At 67.0% G+C, this 14,325-nt stretch carries 15 protein-coding genes; 4 read left to right on the top strand and 11 right to left on the bottom strand.

The window, feature by feature from the left end:
* Nucleotides 1-115: 115 nt before the first annotated feature.
* Nucleotides 116-433, top strand: coding sequence for a hypothetical protein (locus ACZY0X_RS09735; RefSeq protein ID WP_463769796.1), 318 nt, complete (start codon nucleotides 116-118; stop codon nucleotides 431-433).
* Between the two features lie 18 nt (nucleotides 434-451).
* On the opposite strand, the gene ACZY0X_RS09740 is transcribed toward ACZY0X_RS09735, so the two are convergent.
* Together ACZY0X_RS09740 and ACZY0X_RS09745 are read right to left on the bottom strand one after the other, a co-directional pair.
* Nucleotides 452-766, bottom strand: a complete 315-nt coding sequence (locus ACZY0X_RS09740) for a hypothetical protein (RefSeq protein ID WP_463769798.1) — start codon at nucleotides 764-766, stop codon at nucleotides 452-454.
* 78 nt (nucleotides 767-844) lie between these two features.
* Complete coding sequence (locus ACZY0X_RS09745) at nucleotides 845-1,168, bottom strand: hypothetical protein (protein ID WP_463769800.1); 324 nt, start codon at nucleotides 1,166-1,168, stop codon at nucleotides 845-847.
* Between the two features lie 154 nt (nucleotides 1,169-1,322).
* Between ACZY0X_RS09745 and ACZY0X_RS09750 the strand changes: the two genes are divergently transcribed.
* Complete coding sequence (locus ACZY0X_RS09750; RefSeq protein WP_463769802.1) at nucleotides 1,323-2,954, top strand: fatty acid--CoA ligase; 1,632 nt, start codon at nucleotides 1,323-1,325, stop codon at nucleotides 2,952-2,954.
* A gap of 78 nt (nucleotides 2,955-3,032) precedes the next feature.
* Here the strand turns inward: ACZY0X_RS09750 and ACZY0X_RS09755 are convergent, their stop codons facing one another.
* From ACZY0X_RS09755 to ACZY0X_RS09770, 4 genes are all read right to left on the bottom strand, one after another.
* Entirely contained in the window at nucleotides 3,033-4,232 is a 1,200-nt protein-coding gene (locus ACZY0X_RS09755; protein ID WP_463769804.1) for a lipid-transfer protein, read from the bottom strand.
* 52 nt (nucleotides 4,233-4,284) lie between these two features.
* Nucleotides 4,285-4,623, bottom strand: a complete 339-nt coding sequence (locus tag ACZY0X_RS09760; RefSeq protein WP_463769806.1) for a DUF732 domain-containing protein — start codon at nucleotides 4,621-4,623, stop codon at nucleotides 4,285-4,287.
* Between the two features lie 103 nt (nucleotides 4,624-4,726).
* Nucleotides 4,727-6,505: a serine/threonine-protein kinase gene (locus ACZY0X_RS09765; RefSeq protein WP_463769808.1), complete on the bottom strand. Its 1,779-nt coding sequence runs from the start codon at nucleotides 6,503-6,505 to the stop codon at nucleotides 4,727-4,729.
* 101 nt (nucleotides 6,506-6,606) lie between these two features.
* The gene (locus tag ACZY0X_RS09770) at nucleotides 6,607-7,752 is read right to left on the bottom strand and encodes a BTAD domain-containing putative transcriptional regulator (RefSeq protein WP_463769810.1); all 1,146 of its coding nucleotides are present in this window, start codon (nucleotides 7,750-7,752) and stop codon (nucleotides 6,607-6,609) included.
* Nucleotides 7,753-7,839: 87 nt separating this feature from the next.
* Here ACZY0X_RS09770 and ACZY0X_RS09775 point away from each other — a divergent pair, with 87 nt between their 5' ends.
* Nucleotides 7,840-8,889 (top strand): NAD(P)H-dependent amine dehydrogenase family protein, encoded by a 1,050-nt coding sequence (locus ACZY0X_RS09775; protein ID WP_463769812.1) that lies wholly within the window; start codon nucleotides 7,840-7,842, stop codon nucleotides 8,887-8,889.
* Between the two features lie 19 nt (nucleotides 8,890-8,908).
* Here the strand turns inward: ACZY0X_RS09775 and ACZY0X_RS09780 are convergent, their stop codons facing one another.
* The gene (locus ACZY0X_RS09780) at nucleotides 8,909-9,952 is read right to left on the bottom strand and encodes a zinc-binding dehydrogenase (protein WP_463769814.1); all 1,044 of its coding nucleotides are present in this window, start codon (nucleotides 9,950-9,952) and stop codon (nucleotides 8,909-8,911) included.
* Between the two features lie 143 nt (nucleotides 9,953-10,095).
* On the bottom strand, nucleotides 10,096-11,160 hold the full coding sequence (locus ACZY0X_RS09785; protein ID WP_463769815.1) for a 3-deoxy-7-phosphoheptulonate synthase: 1,065 nt from the start codon (nucleotides 11,158-11,160) through the stop codon (nucleotides 10,096-10,098).
* 170 nt (nucleotides 11,161-11,330) lie between these two features.
* On the opposite strand from ACZY0X_RS09785, the gene ACZY0X_RS09790 reads away from it, so the two are divergent.
* Nucleotides 11,331-12,257, top strand: coding sequence for a patatin-like phospholipase family protein (locus ACZY0X_RS09790; RefSeq protein WP_463769817.1), 927 nt, complete (start codon nucleotides 11,331-11,333; stop codon nucleotides 12,255-12,257).
* On the opposite strand, the gene ACZY0X_RS09795 is transcribed toward ACZY0X_RS09790, so the two are convergent.
* The 3 genes from ACZY0X_RS09795 to lpqV form a co-directional block, all read right to left on the bottom strand.
* Nucleotides 12,246-13,244 carry a patatin-like phospholipase family protein gene (locus tag ACZY0X_RS09795; RefSeq protein WP_463770598.1) on the bottom strand — a complete coding sequence of 333 codons (999 nt, stop codon included), beginning with the start codon at nucleotides 13,242-13,244 and terminating at the stop codon, nucleotides 12,246-12,248. The two genes, ACZY0X_RS09790 and ACZY0X_RS09795, sit on opposite strands and share 12 nt — an antisense overlap.
* Before the next feature lie 81 nt (nucleotides 13,245-13,325).
* Nucleotides 13,326-13,550 carry a hypothetical protein gene (locus ACZY0X_RS09800; RefSeq protein ID WP_463769819.1) on the bottom strand — a complete coding sequence of 75 codons (225 nt, stop codon included), beginning with the start codon at nucleotides 13,548-13,550 and terminating at the stop codon, nucleotides 13,326-13,328.
* A 204-nt stretch (nucleotides 13,551-13,754) separates the two neighbouring features.
* On the bottom strand, nucleotides 13,755-14,216 hold the full coding sequence (lpqV, locus tag ACZY0X_RS09805) for a lipoprotein LpqV (protein ID WP_463769821.1): 462 nt from the start codon (nucleotides 14,214-14,216) through the stop codon (nucleotides 13,755-13,757).
* Nucleotides 14,217-14,325: the final 109 nt, after the last annotated feature.

Genomic DNA, 14,325 nt, shown 5'->3' on the forward strand with positions numbered 1-14,325 from the left:
CCTGGCCGGGTTCCGTCGCGTGGGTGGGGTGTCGAGCTGAACCGAACGGCGCCACGTCTCGTTCTCCAGGCAGACGGCTACGTCAGCCGGACGTTCGGGGAGAAGGAGATTCGACATGCGTGCCGCACCCTTGAGCATTCTCGCGCTGGGCGTCGTGGCCGTCGGTGTGCTGCTCGCCCCGGCGGCACTGGCCGCGCCCGGTTCGACATCGGCGATCGTGACCATCGGCCAACTCGAGGCACAGGGCTTCGATGTCCGCGTGGATCGCGTTGGTAGCGCTCCACTTTCGGAGTGTGAGGTCACCAGCATCCGCAACCCGCAGGAACAGACCCGGCTGGTCCGGGTGGACGGACGACGCGATGACCGCGACCGCTTCATAGAGGTGGTGGTGAGACGCTCCATCACGGTGTCGTTGGACTGTTCCAACCGCTGAGCCCCGCGGAGATCGGCGTCAGCAGATCAGCGACACCGACACCGTCTGATTGGTCTGCGGGACGAGGATGCGGTCGCCACCGAGGCCGGGGCCGACGTAGGGCACCAACTGCGAGACCGACTGGGGGTTGCGCACGCTGCTGACGGTGCACGAGTCGATCGGGCCGGTGCCGATCTTGTCGAGCGTCACGGTGTAGCCCTCGGACTGAAGACGCGAGATGACCTCGCTCGCGGACTCCTCGTCGGCGCCTGCGACACCCGCCGTGGCGAGTGCGGCACCGAGGACTCCGGCCGTCGCGATGACCATCGGCGTGACCGCCCACCTACTACGCATCCGCGCCTCCTGTCGTGTCCAACCCATCATTCCCTAGTTAACCCGCGGTGGGAACCGGAGCGGCTCCCGCGCGGGCGGTCAGCCGGTGCAGTCCAGCGACACCGAGATCGACTGGCTGGTGACCACCTCGATGAGTCGGTACTTCCGATTGCCGTTCTCGTCCGGCTTGCCGTAGTAGTCGCGGATGGTGTCGGTCTGGACCTGCGGGTTGCGCACGCTGGTGACGACGCAGTCGTTGATCCGGCCGTTGCCGACCCGGTCGACGTTCACGGTGTAGCCCTGGTCCTGCAACCGGCTGATCGTCTCCTGCGGCGTCTCGTCGGCGTGGGCCACGGCAGCGGGTCCCAGTAGTAGCGCTGCGACGGAAGTGGCAAATGTGGCAAGAACTAGTGACGGACGCATGGCGCGCCCCCTATCTGCTGAAACGGTGAGTCCTTCTCATTGTTCATCGCCGCCGGCACCGGTTTCGTTCCCGCGGCGTGGACCCGGCCGTAGCGGATCCGCCGCCACCGCCGGTCTCCGGCGATAACATCGCGGCCAACCGAAGGGTGGAGTGATGCTCAGCACAATGCAGGACGTCCCATTGACCGTTGCCGCGATCTTGCGACACGCAGTCGGTGTGAGCGGTGACCGCACTGTCACGACCGCGATGGGTGACGGGCGCTACCGCTCGACTAGCTACCGCGAACTCGGCGAGCAGGTGGGCCGGCTGGCGAACGCGTTGCGTGGCCTGGGCATCACGGGCGACGATCGGGTCGGCACGTTCATGTGGAACAACGCCGAACACCTCGCGGTCTACCTGGCGGCCCCGTCGATGGGCGCCGTGCTGCACACGCTCAACATCCGGCTCTCACCCGAACAGATCGCGTTCATCGCCAACGAGGCCGAGGACAAGGTGATCGTCGTCGACGTGTCCCTGACGGCCCTGCTGGCGCCCGTCCTCCCGTTGCTCGAGACCGTGCACACCGTCATCGTGGTGGGCGATGGCGACCTGGCGCCACTGACCGCCTCCGGTAAGACCGTGCTGCGCTACGACGAGGTGCTGGCCGGTCAGTCGCCGGACTTCGACTGGCCAGAGCTCGACGAAACATCCGCTGCGGCAATGTGTTACACCAGCGGCACGACCGGAAACCCGAAGGGTGTCGTCTACAGTCACCGGTCGACCTACCTGCACTCACTGAGTTCCTGCACCACCAACGTGCTGGGTGTCGGCGTCGGTGACTCGGTGCTGCCTATCGTGCCGATGTTCCACGCCAACGCCTGGGGTCTGCCCTATGCCGCGCTGATGGCCGGCGCGGATCTAGTGATGCCCGACCGCTTCATGGACGCGGTGTCGCTGATCGACCTGATCGAGACCCGTCGCCCGACGGTGGCCGGGGCGGTACCGACCATCTGGAATGACGTGCTTCACCACCTGGAAGGTCATCCGGGCCATGACATCTCGTCGCTGCGCCTGGTCGCGTGCGGCGGCTCGGCGGTGCCCCGGTCGCTCATGGAGGTGTTCGAGCAGCGCTACGGCGTACGGATCCAGCAGGCATGGGGGATGACCGAGACGTCCCCGGTCGCGACGGTGGCGATTCCCGTGCCGGGCGTCTCCGAGGAACTGCACTGGGCGCTGCGCTCCACCCAGGGGCGTCCGGCGTGTGGTGTGGAGGTTCGGATCGTCGATGACGAGGGAGACCCGATGTCACACGACGGCAAGGCCGTTGGCGAGATCGAGGTCCGCGGCCCATGGGTGACCGGGTCCTACTACCTCAACCGTGATGAGTCGAAGTTCGATAGCGGCTGGCTGCGCACCGGTGACGTCGGCTGTATCGACCCGCTCGGCTACGTGACGCTCACCGACCGCGCCAAGGACGTGATCAAGTCCGGCGGGGAGTGGATCTCGTCGGTCGAACTGGAGAACCACCTGATCGCGCACCCCGCGGTACTCGAGGCATCGGTCGTGGGCGTGCCCGATGACAGATGGCAGGAGCGGCCGCTTGCCGTCGTCGTCCTCAACGAGAATGCGCAGGCCACACCCGCCGAACTGCGGGAGTTCCTGGCGCAGCGCGTCGTCCGGTGGTGGTTGCCCGAACGGTGGACGTTCATCGACCAGGTGCCCCGGACCAGCGTCGGCAAGTACGACAAGAAGACCATCCGGGCCCGCCACGCCGACGGGGGCTACGAGGTGGTCACCCTCAGCTGACCGAACACCCGCCGAACGTGAAGAAGATGGCGACTCCCGAGCGGAAAGTCGCCATCCTCTTCACGTTCGAGGGCGGGGTTACCTGTCGGCGCGCTGGTAGGCGGTGACGACGGCCGCGCCGCCGAGACCGATGTTGTGCTGCAGTGCGGCGGTGACGCCGTCGACCTGACGCTTGTCCGCGGTGCCGCGCAGCTGCCAGGTCAGCTCAGCGCACTGGGCCAGCCCGGTGGCGCCCAGCGGGTGGCCCTTGGAGATCAGTCCGCCGGAGGGGTTGACCACCCAGCGCCCGCCGTACGTGGTGTCACCATCATCGATCAGCTTGGGTGCCTCGCCCGCACCGCACAGTCCCAGCGCCTCATACAGCAACAGTTCGTTGGCCGAGAAGCAGTCGTGCAGTTCGATGACCTGGAAGTCCTCCGGGCCGAGCCCTGACTGCTGGTAAACCTGTTGGGCGGCTTGAACATTCATGTCATAGCCGATGATGTTGGCGGCGCTGCCGTCGAAGGTGCTGGCGAAGTCGGTGGTCATCGACTGGCCGACGATCTCCACGGCCTGGGCGGCTAGCCCGTGCTTGGCCACGTAGTCCTCGCTGACCACGATCGCCGCGCCCGAGCCGTCCGAGGTCGGCGAGCACTGCAGCTTGGTCAGCGGATCCGAGATCATCCGTGCGCCGAGGATGTCCTCGAGCGTGTACTCGTCCTGGAACTGCGCATACGGGTTGTTGACCGAGTGCTTGTGGTTCTTGTAGCCGATCTTGGCGAAGTGCTCGGCGGTGGTGCCGTACTTCTTCATGTGCTCGCGTCCCGCGGCGCCGAACATCCAGGGCGCCACCGGGAATGCGAACTCGTCGATCTCCGCGAGCGCCTTGACGTGGTTGCCCAGCGGTGACTCCCGGTCCTGCGCGCCGCCACCCAGCGACCCCGGCTGCATCTTCTCGAAGCCGAGCGCCATGACGCAGTCGGCCAGCCCACCGCGGATGGACTGCGCCGCAAGGTAGAGCGCCGTGGAACCCGTCGAACAGTTGTTGTTGACGTTGACGATCGGGATACCCGTCATCCCCAGCTCGTAGAGCGCCCGCTGCCCGGACGTCGAGTCGCCCGAGCAGTACCCGACGTAGCCCTGCTCGACCTCGGTGTAGGCGATACCGGCGTCCTCGAGTGCCTTGGTGCCCGACTCCTTGGCCATCTGCGGGTAGTCCCAGCCCTCGCGGCTACCGGGCTTCTCGAACTTCGTCATACCCACACCCACGACGAAGACGCGGTTCTTGGCTTTCGGCATTGTTGATCCCTTCGCGACGCTGCGTTTCTTGCAACTTACAACGCGGCCGGGATCACTCGAACAGGTCGGTGTGCTCCGGGCAGTAGTTCTCCACCGCCGAGACCACGAACACCGCCGCCTGATGTTCCGAGAGGTCGGTGTAGGTCAGGATCTCGCTGCCCAGGTCGGGCAGGGAGACACCGTCGTCCAGTGCTGCGCAGACGTAGTGCCCATTGGAGATCGCGGTGGCGGGACTGTCGAATCCGATGCCCTCGGCGCTGATGGCGTCGAGGAACGAGGCGTCCGATGAGCGCAGCGCACCGGCGGTGCCCGCCAGCCCGAGTGCGGCCACACCGAGCGCACCCGCCATCAGCGCTGTTGCGGCGAGGGGCCCGATCCGGTTGCTGAACATGGGTGCTCCTGGTGATGTCGTGTCGCTCCGGGTGTTCCCGGACTGACATCACCCTCCGTCGGGCCTCTTGAGGAATTCTTGTCGAATCCTTGGCGCCCGCGACTCAGCTGTAGTTCAGCCACCAGGTGTGCAGCTCGTCGATGTTGGGGCCCTGCACGTCGGCGAGGAGCAGTTCGTCGTTCTGTGTCCACATCACGTCGGCGTTGCCCTGGTAGCTGCCGCACGCGACCTGCCCGGCCACCACGTCGGGTGAGCGCTTGTAGTTCCAGTCCGCCGGCGAGTCCATGTCACTTCCTGGACACGCGAAGATCTCCTCGTTCTCGGCTGCGGAGGCGGCGAAGTGCTGTGCCAACTGATCCACGTCCGCGAACAGCGAGTACCGGGCCGCGTGTGGTCCGCCGGGTTGGGTGGACAGTCCGCAGTCGACGGTGGCGAGCGCACCGGGTGCCGGCGGCGACGCGACCTCGCAGACGCTGGTCGGGTACCCCTGCGGAACCAGCGCCAACAGCTGGGCGCCGAACGAATCCGGGTTACCTGGATCGTCGGTGGGCCTGGTGCGCGTGGGTGAGGAGCGCTCGCTGGTCGGTTTCTTGGTGCTCGTCATCGGCGTCGTCGGACCTGATGCCTCGTCGTCGGACTTGACCACCAGGAATATGCCCAGGGCGGCGATGAGCAGCATCGCGACACCACCTATTGCGGCAAGCGGAATCCATGGAACCTTGTTCCCGCGTGGGGGAGTCGGCCCGGGCGGCGGATTCCACGACGGTGGCCCGCCGGTGCCGCCGGCAGTAGGCGGAGAGCTGTATCCGGCGAAGCCGTACGGCTGGCCCGGCGGTGGCGGCGGGGGTGGCGGTGTCGTCGGGAACGGAGGCGGTGTGGCAGCGCCGTACGGGGCAGGTGTGACTCCGTAGGGCTGGCCCGGTGGGGTCGCCCCGGATTGCGGTATCAGCAGTCCGGGTGCGGCCATCGTCGCGTTCTGGTCCAGCGGCAGCCCCGGGGTCACGGCACCCTGGCCGTGTTGCAGGATCGTCTCGGCCTGATCCTGCTCGCGCGCCGTCAGCGCCGAGGTGGCCGCCATAGCCAGGTCCCCAGCCGACACGAACCGTTCGTCGGGCTTCTTGGCCATACCGCGCGCGATCACATCGTCGAACGCGGAAGGGATACCGGGCCGTTCGACGCTGGGCTGCGGAATCGGCTGCATCAGGTGGCCGGTGATGACCATGCTGACGCTGTCACCGGTATACGGCTGCGACCCGGCGAGGCACTCGTAGAGCACACAGGCCAGCGCGTAGACGTCGGCGCGGTAGGTGACCTCGTCGGTGGTGAACCGCTCGGGAGCCATGTAGGCGTAAGTGCCGACGGCGGTGCCCATCTCGGTGAGCTTCTCGTCGCTGGCCGCGTTGGCGATGCCGAAGTCCACCAGATAGACGAAGTCGTCGTGGGTGACCAGGATGTTCTCCGGCTTGACGTCCCGGTGCATGATGCCGCCCTCGTGCGCGGCGTCCAGCGCGGACGCGATCTGGCGCACGATGGCCACGGCCCGCGCGGGCGTCATCGGCCCGAAGTTCCTCAGCAGCTTGCGAAGATCGGACCCCTCGATCATGCGCATGTCGACGAATAGGGTGCCGTCGACCTCGCCGTAGTCGTGGATGGGCACGACGTGGGGCTCCTGCAGGCGGCCTGCCGAATGGGCTTCGCGCTGCAGTCGCTTGCGGAAGACCGGGTCGTGGGACACGCTCTCCGGCAGCAGCTTCAGGGCGACGACGCGGTCCTTGACGGTGTCGTGGGCCTCATAGACCTCGCCCATGCCGCCCTTGCCGATAAGCCGCACCAGGCGATAGGGCCCGAACTGAGTGCCTTCACGTGAATTCGGCTCGCTCATCTGCCCCGTTCCCCTCGACCAATGCCAACGTTCGGCACTTGCCTGGCGTGCCAGCTAGCACCCTAGTGCCAGGGGTGGGTCGCTACAGCGGAACTCGTCGGTCAGGACTCTGTCTGACCGCCGACCTCGAAGGTGAAATCGTGGTCGCAGATGCGAATGCGGTCCCCGCCGCGGAGCGTGGCCGTACGGCGAATCCGCTGGTCGTTGACCTCCAGTCCGTTGGCCGAGCGCAGATCGGTGATGACGAAGCTGGTGCCCGTGTCGATGACGACCGCGTGGTGGCGGCTGACGTTGGGGTCGTCGAGCACGATGTCGTTGTGGGGCAGGCGACCTATGCGCGTGGCCGCGGCGAGCAGCGGATGAACGCGTCCGGCCGTGGCGCCGGCGGTGGCGTGCAGGTGCGCCAGCGGGGTCTGGTCACCGACCGCGGTCCGCAGGCCGATGTTGTCGATCTTGTGTACCGCCGTGGTCTGCGCGGCCCTCCTGGCGTTCAGCGGTTCCTGGCGCAGGATCCGCTCGTGCAGCGTGCGGATGGTGGGCCCGGGATCGAGGCCGAGATCGTCGGCGAGCGTCGTCTTCAGCCGTTGGTGGGCGTCGAGTGCATCGGACTGCCGCTCGGTGACGTAGTAGGCGGTGATCAACTGCGCCCACAATGGTTCCCGGTACGGATGCGCGGCGACGAGAGCCTCCAGATCGCCGATCACCCCGTAGGCACGGTTGCAGGCGATCTCGGATTCGGCTCGCGCCGTGTGTGCGACGACCTTGTCCTCCATCAGTGCCGTGGCGAACGGGTCGACGAAGTCGAAGTCCCGAAGGTCGTCGAGGACAGCGCCACGCCACTCGGCGAGTGCGTTCTCCAGGTGCTGGCTGGCTTGCTCGAATTGGCCTGCGGCGGCGGCCTGCACGCCAGCGGTCTTATGTGCGATGAACCGGCCGATGTCAGCGTCGGCGTCGGCCACCGAGAGTCGATACCCGGGTGGGGCGCTGGCCAGGACGGTCTTAGCGTCGAGTCCCGCCCCGGCGAGTAGGCGCCGCAGATTCGAGACGTAGGAGTGCAGGCTGGCCTTGGGTTCGGCCGGTGGGTACTGCTCCCACGCCGCGTTGACCAACGACTGGCTGCTGACGGGCCGGTTGCGGCTCATCACCAGCATCGCCAACACCGCCCGCTGCTTGGGTGTGCCAAGCGGTAGCGGTGCCCCGTTGGCCGTCACCTGCAGCGGGCCGAGAACTCCGAAGTCGAGAATCATCGGTGTTGATTGTGCAGTCCGGAGCCGCCGAGTGGTGTAGAGATTAATTAGAACGTGTTCCAGTTTTGCCCTCGAGAGGAGACCCGGATGACGTTGCGAGTGGTGCAGTGGGCGACCGGCGGGGTCGGCGTTGCCGCGATCAGGGGGGTTCTCGAGCACCCCGATCTGGAACTCGTCGGGTGCTGGGTGCACTCGGAGGCCAAGAGCGGCAAGGACGTCGGCGAGCTGATCGGTGGGGAGTCGCTGGGGGTGACGGCGACCAACAGCGTCGACGAGATCCTGGCGCTGGAGGCCGGCGCGGTCATCTACTCACCGCTCATGCCGAACCCCGATGAGGTGGCGGCACTGCTGCGGTCGGGCAAGAACGTGGTCACCCCCGTCGGCTGGTTCTACCCGGGGGAGAAGGAGGGCGCCCCGTTGCGCGCCGCCGCACTCGAGGGTGGAGTGACGCTGCACGGCACCGGCATCGCGCCAGGCGGTATCAGCGACAAGTTCCCGCTGATGATGTCGATAATGTCCACCGGCTTGACGTTCGTTCGCGCCGAGGAGTTCTCCGACCTGCGCACCTATGAGGCACCCGACGTGCTGAGGTACGTGATGGGTTTCGGTGGCACCCCGGAGAAGGCGCTGACCGGTCCGATGCAGAAACTGCTCGACGGCGGCTTCATCCAGTCGGTGAAGATGATCGTCGACAAGTGTGGGTTCAACATCGACCCGAAGATCAGGGCGACCCAGGAGATCGCGGTGGCGACCGCACCCATCGACTCGCCGATGGGTGCCATCGAGCCCGGCCAGGTCGCGGCCCGAAAGTTTCACTGGGAGGCGCTCGTCGGCACCGAGGTCGTCGTCCGGGTCACGGTGAACTGGTTCATGGGTGAGGAGAACCTCGATCCCGCATGGACATTCGGTCCGGAGGGGCAGCGCTACGAGGTCGAGGTGAAGGGCAATCCCGATATCACGGTGAGCTTCAAGGGATTCCAGTCAGAGTTCGGTGACGAGCCCCCGGAGTCCGGAATCGTCGCCACCGCCGCGCACTGCGTGAACTCGGTGCCCGCGGTGTGCGAGGCGGCCCCCGGCATCGTGACCTACCTCGACCTGCCGTTGATCAGCGGTAAGGCGGCACCGGGTCTGCGCTAGCGGGCGCAGCCCAAATTCGTCAGGGCGCGACCAGGATTCGGATCGGGTCCCCGTCGGCCTTTTCGAGCTTCTCGATGCCCAGCCTTATGTCCTCGAGTGACACCACGTCACTGATGGACCGCGACAGGTCCAGGCGGCCCCGCGACACCAGGTTCGCCAACGTGGCGATATCGGCGTTCTGGTAGCCGAGGTGGCCGAGTACCTGCCGTTTGAAGAGGTTGAACATCGAGGTGGGGCCGATCGTCGGTGCGTCGGCGCTCATGCCGACGCCGACCAGTCGCCCACCGACCGTCAGGCTGTTCAGGGCCTGCTCGAACGTGGAGGACAGCCCGACCGCGTCGAATGCGACGTCGAGATTGCGACCGTCGGTGACCTCGAGAATCTTGTCGTGCAGCTTCGGATCGCGGGCCTCGAACGCGTAGTCGGCGCCGACCGCGAGCGCCCGATCCAGAATCGCGGGTTTGATGTCGACGGCGATGATTGGCGCGGCCCCGACGAGGCGAGCCAACTGCACCATGTGGGTGCCGAGTCCGCCGACGCCCCACACCCCGACTGACTCACCGACACCGACGTTGGCAGTCCGCACGACGGCGCCGAACGGCGTGGAGACCGCATCGGCCAGGATGGCCGCCTGCTCCATCGCCACGTTGTCCGGAACTCTGGTCAGCCCGAACGCCTGTGCCACCGTGTACTCGGCCCAGCCGCCGTCATACGCGAAGGCCATCAAGCGGATCCGCAGGCAGTTGGACATGTCCCCGCGCCGACAGTTGACGCAGTCCATGCACGGCCTGCCTGCGGCGACGACCACTCGGTCGCCCTCGGCCCAGCCGGTGACGCCTGCACCGAGTTTCGCGATGGTGCCCGACGCCTCGTGGCCCTGGGTGACCACCGCCAGTTGGGCGGGGAAGGTGCCGTTGATCAGGCTCAGGTCGGAGTGGCAGATACCGCAGAACGCGACCTTGACCAGCACCTCACCCGGTCCCGGTTCAGGGATCGGAACGCTCTCCACCGCAATCGTCTTCGTGTCGGCGTAGAACCGCTGGGCCCGCATCGTGTCAACCATGTCGCTCCCATTCGTCGCACGCGATGGCTCGAAGCCACCGCCTCCATCATGGCGCAGCCACCGCGAGCTGGGTTGTGGTCCGCGAAACTGACGAAGTGGTTGCTACTGGATGGGTTCGCGCAGCCATTTCGTCGGTTTGGGCGCTAGTCGGACCCGCCGCCGCCGGCGAGCGTGCGCAGCACCAGATCGGTTGAGTCCCAATCCATGCACTTGTCGGTCACCGACTGTCCGTAGGTCAGCGGAACGGCCTCGGGTGCCTGGGCCCCGCCGACCAGGAAGCTCTCCAGCATCACGCCGCTGACCGGCAAACCATCGCGCACCAGCTGTGCCACCTCCGTGGCGACCTCCGCCTGGCGGATGTGGTCCTTACCGGAATTGGCGTGGCTGCAATCGATCACGACACGTCCGGGCAGCCCGGCCTTGGTCAACTTGGCTGCCGCGACGTTCACCGACTCCGCATCGTGGTTCGGGCCGTCGGTGCCCCCGCGCAGGATCACGTGGCAGTCCTCATTGCCCGCGGTGCTCACCACCGCGCCCCGTCCGAGATCGTCCATACCGAAGAAGACATGCTGGGCGGCAGCCGCTTTCACGCCGTCGACGGCGACCTGGATGTTGCCATCGGTGCCGTTCTTGAACCCCACCGGCATCGACAGGCCCGACGCCAGCTGGCGGTGCACCTGAGACTCGGTGGTGCGGGCGCCGATCGCCCCCCACGCCACGGCATCGGCGATGTACTGCGGGCTGGTCGGTTCCAGGAACTCACACCCGACGGGCAGGCCGATATCGATGATGTCGAGCAGCAGTTGCCGGGCGACGCGCAGACCGCGGGTCACATCGAACGTGTTGTCCATTCCCGGATCGTTGATCAGACCCTTCCACCCGGTGGTGGTGCGAGGCTTCTCGAAGTAGACGCGCATCACGATCTTCAGCCGATCGCGCAGGTCGTCGGCGACCTTGACCAGCCGCCGGGCGTAATCCAGTGCAGCGGCCGGGTCATGCACCGAGCACGGTCCCACCACAACCAGTAGGCGGTTGTTGCGGCCGGCGAGGATGTCGGCGATCTCATCGCGGTCGCGGGCCACCCGCTCAGCGCGCGCAGCACCCAGCGGGAACTCGGCGAGCACGTCATGCGGGCTGGGAATCGCGCTGAAACTTCGGATTCGCCGGTCCGACGTCGTCGGTGGTGTGGCGATCTGCGCCAGGTTCATGTTTGGGTGCCTTTCTGGTGTGGGCACCGCAGTGAGGTCCGGCGCCCTTGAATGACGAAAGGCAGCGACCTGATGGTCACTGCCTGGGCTCCGGGTGGATGCGTGCTTAGTGCTGCGCTTTATCGGCTCCGCCCGGAGCCTGGATAAAGCGCCAATAGCTGGCACGCACGATGGTCACGCGGCCCAGGCTACACCGCCGTCTGAGTCCGGCAGGAATCGGGCGTTTGGCACACTCGACTTCCGTGACCAAACGTGGACTCGTACTCGCAGGTGGGGGACTGGCCGGCATCGCCTGGGAGACCGGCATCCTCTGCGGTATCGCCGATGTATTGCCGCTCGCGGCGTCGACGCTGCTGGCCTCCGACGTTCTACTCGGCACCTCGGCGGGGTCGACGGTCGCCGCGCAACTGGGCAGCGGCGCGACCCTTGAGGATCTGTTCGCCCGCCAGATCGCCGCGACATCCCACGAGATCGACTCGGGTGTCGACATCGCAGCCATCGCCGATCTGTTCGTCACCGCGATGCTCACCCCCGGTGCCACCACGGAGCAGAAGCTGCAGCGGATAGGCGAGATCGCGCTGTCAACCGAGACCGTCGCGGAGTCCGTGCGCCGCGAGGTGATAGCGCACCGGCTGCCATCGCACGACTGGCCACAGCGGGTGTTGCGGGTCACGGCGATCGACGTGGCGACTGGTGAGCTGGTGGTGTTCGACGGCGACTCCGGCGTGGGGCTCGTCGACGCGGTCGCCGCCAGCTGCGCGGTTCCGGGTGTCTGGCCGCCGGTGACGATCGCGGGCCGCCGCTACATGGACGGCGGTGTCGGCAGCACCGTCAACACGGCGGCCGCGGCCGACTGCGCAGGCGTGGTTGCGCTGGTGCCGTCGGGGCAGAACGCGCCGTCGCCGTTCGGTGACGGCGCGGTGCGTGAGATTGCGGAATTGGGCGATTCGGCGCTGGCGGTGTTCGCCGACGACGACGCATTGGCCGCGTTCGGCCGCAACCCGTTGGACCCGGCGTGCCGGATCCCGTCGGCGCACGCGGGGCGGGCCCAGGGCCGGCGCGAGGCGCAGCGGGTGGCGGAGTTTCTAGGACTCTGAGGTGTCGGTCGATGCCGTGTCGAGGTCGATGAACGTGTCCAACGCCAGCGCCGCGAGTTCCTGGCCGATGTCGATGACTTCGTTGGCGCGGTAGTACTCCAGGCTGCGGGCCGCGGTCCGCGGCACCTCGATGAGCAGATCTGGCGGGTAGGAGGCCAGCGTGTGCCGCATGAGCGCGGCCTGCGCGATGTCGATGGCTCGGTTCATCACCTCGAACCCGCCGAGCCTGGGGATGGGCATCGGGTCGGCGTCGGTGATTGGGTCGCCCTCCTCAACCTCCGAAGCGCTGAATCGGCTCATCACGGAGCGGGCTGCCGGAGTGTCGAGAAGTGTTCGCGCCGAGGCGGTGTCGAGCAGCGCTGTCGTGCTACGCCACATCCGGCTCAGAATCTCCGCACTCGACCGTTGCCCCGGCTCGTCACGATGCAGGTCGTGGCCGGTTGGGTCATCGCCGTTGAGGCTGACGGCGATTGTCACATCGGCCCTGACCGCCGCCAGCGGCGCCATCGGCAGTGGGTCGAGGATGCCGCCGTCGGCGAGGAGCCGCCCGTCGAGCACGTGCGGGCTGATGACGCCGGGGATGGCGATCGACGCCCGGATCGCGTCCACGACGGGACCGCGCTGTAACCACACAGACCGTCCGGTGACCAGGTCGGTGCTGACCGACGTGTACGGGATCGGCAAATCCTCGATTGCCACGTCGCCGAGGATCTCCCGGACGGCGTCCAGGATCTTCTCGGCGCGCAGCACGCCCGCCGCGGTGAGGGATGGATCAAGCAGTCGCAGAACTGCGCGCTGCGTCAGTGAACTCGCCCAGGTGGTGTAGTCGTCGAGTTTGTCGGCCGCCTGCAGTCCGCCGACCAGTGCGCCCATGGACGACCCGGAGATGCCTACGATGTCGTGCCCGCGATCGCGCAGCTCGTTGATAACGCCGATGTGCGCGTAGCCGCGCGCGCCGCCACTACCGAGCGCCAGTGCCACCCGCATGGCAGTCATCGTCCCACCAAGCATCGCCAATCGCGCGCACAAGCAGAAGTCGAGCGAAGGGCCAGGCCGGCGGATTGCCTACTAGCAGCCGATTCGGCTGAAGAAGGCGACGGAGACGAGGCCGATGACGAATGCGACGGTCGGCTGTCCGCTCGAGAGGGACACCACGATGCCGCTGATCGCCGCGACGGCGATCAAGAGAAGCAGAAGGCCCATCAGTACCCGCGTGCCGCTGATCGATCCGTGCGCGGCGGGCGGGAGCCCGGAATGGGACTTGTCCACACCGTTGTCGTGCGATCCGAACATCTGCAGTCCTCTCAAAGTGATGCGGGACACAGCATAACCGCTTTTGTGAGCCACGCCACTACAGCTAGACGGTCTAATTGTCTGTGTCGTCAACGCATCTCGGTCCCGGAGTCGCGCGCGACGGCGTCGACGGGGCGCGGTGAGATCCGGCTGGCGAGTGGGCGCTACCCGGGGTTTCTCGCAGCCGTGATTAAAAAGGCGGTGCTAGCCGCAGAGATCGTCGGCGGCGGCCTCGGCCGCGACGATGACCGCTGCCTGCCGTTCCGGTGCCAGCTGCGACCACGGCGTGTCGAATGTGCCAGGTCCCGCGGCGTCCGTGGACTGCAGATCGGCCAAATAGGGCTCGAACTGAGCCTTGGCGTCGGTGCCCTGCTCGGCCATCCACGTCTTGGCCGCGAGGCAGGCCTTGAAGTACTCATCCTCGGTCGACACCGCCGGCGCGCCGACCGCCGTGGTGACGCCACCCGGCGAGACGCCGGTCGCGCCGGGTGCCGCGGTGTGGGCCTCGGTCGTCTGCGTGGTCTGTGTGGGTTGCCCCGTCTCGGCCGAGGCCGACGGCTGTGACGACTCGGTGCCACCCTCCTGGGACCCCGATGAACAGCCGGACAGGGCCATGCCGCCGACGATCGCCGCGGCCGTCATCGCCAGGATGGGGTTCGTGCGCATGGTGCCAATCTATGCAACACTCGCCAACGTGCTGAAGTGGACCGTGTCGCAGGAGTGTTGTCGGGCTTGACGCCGACCCCCTGACCGTCCATTCACCCTGGAGTTCGCA

The organism is Mycobacterium sp. IDUB_39, from assembly GCF_055419205.1.

Bases quoted from the DNA above. Each gene is read 5' to 3' on its own strand.
- ACZY0X_RS09800 (WP_463769819.1), bottom strand. From the start codon at position 13,550: ATGTTCGGATCGCACGACAACGGTGTGGACAAGTCCCATTCCGGGCTC.
- ACZY0X_RS09765 (WP_463769808.1), bottom strand. From the start codon at position 6,505: ATGAGCGAGCCGAATTCACGTGAAGGCACTCAGTTCGGGCCCTATCGC.
- ACZY0X_RS09745 (WP_463769800.1), bottom strand. From the start codon at position 1,168: ATGCGTCCGTCACTAGTTCTTGCCACATTTGCCACTTCCGTCGCAGCG.
- ACZY0X_RS09740 (WP_463769798.1), bottom strand. From the start codon at position 766: ATGCGTAGTAGGTGGGCGGTCACGCCGATGGTCATCGCGACGGCCGGA.
- ACZY0X_RS09775 (WP_463769812.1), top strand. From the start codon at position 7,840: ATGACGTTGCGAGTGGTGCAGTGGGCGACCGGCGGGGTCGGCGTTGCC.
- ACZY0X_RS09785 (WP_463769815.1), bottom strand. From the start codon at position 11,160: ATGAACCTGGCGCAGATCGCCACACCACCGACGACGTCGGACCGGCGA.
- lpqV (WP_463769821.1), bottom strand. From the start codon at position 14,216: ATGCGCACGAACCCCATCCTGGCGATGACGGCCGCGGCGATCGTCGGC.
- ACZY0X_RS09760 (WP_463769806.1), bottom strand. From the start codon at position 4,623: ATGTTCAGCAACCGGATCGGGCCCCTCGCCGCAACAGCGCTGATGGCG.
- ACZY0X_RS09750 (WP_463769802.1), top strand. From the start codon at position 1,323: ATGCTCAGCACAATGCAGGACGTCCCATTGACCGTTGCCGCGATCTTG.
- ACZY0X_RS09795 (WP_463770598.1), bottom strand. From the start codon at position 13,244: ATGCGGGTGGCACTGGCGCTCGGTAGTGGCGGCGCGCGCGGCTACGCG.
- ACZY0X_RS09780 (WP_463769814.1), bottom strand. From the start codon at position 9,952: ATGGTTGACACGATGCGGGCCCAGCGGTTCTACGCCGACACGAAGACG.
- ACZY0X_RS09755 (WP_463769804.1), bottom strand. From the start codon at position 4,232: ATGCCGAAAGCCAAGAACCGCGTCTTCGTCGTGGGTGTGGGTATGACG.
- ACZY0X_RS09790 (WP_463769817.1), top strand. From the start codon at position 11,331: ATGGTCACGCGGCCCAGGCTACACCGCCGTCTGAGTCCGGCAGGAATC.
- ACZY0X_RS09735 (WP_463769796.1), top strand. From the start codon at position 116: ATGCGTGCCGCACCCTTGAGCATTCTCGCGCTGGGCGTCGTGGCCGTC.
- ACZY0X_RS09770 (WP_463769810.1), bottom strand. From the start codon at position 7,752: ATGATTCTCGACTTCGGAGTTCTCGGCCCGCTGCAGGTGACGGCCAAC.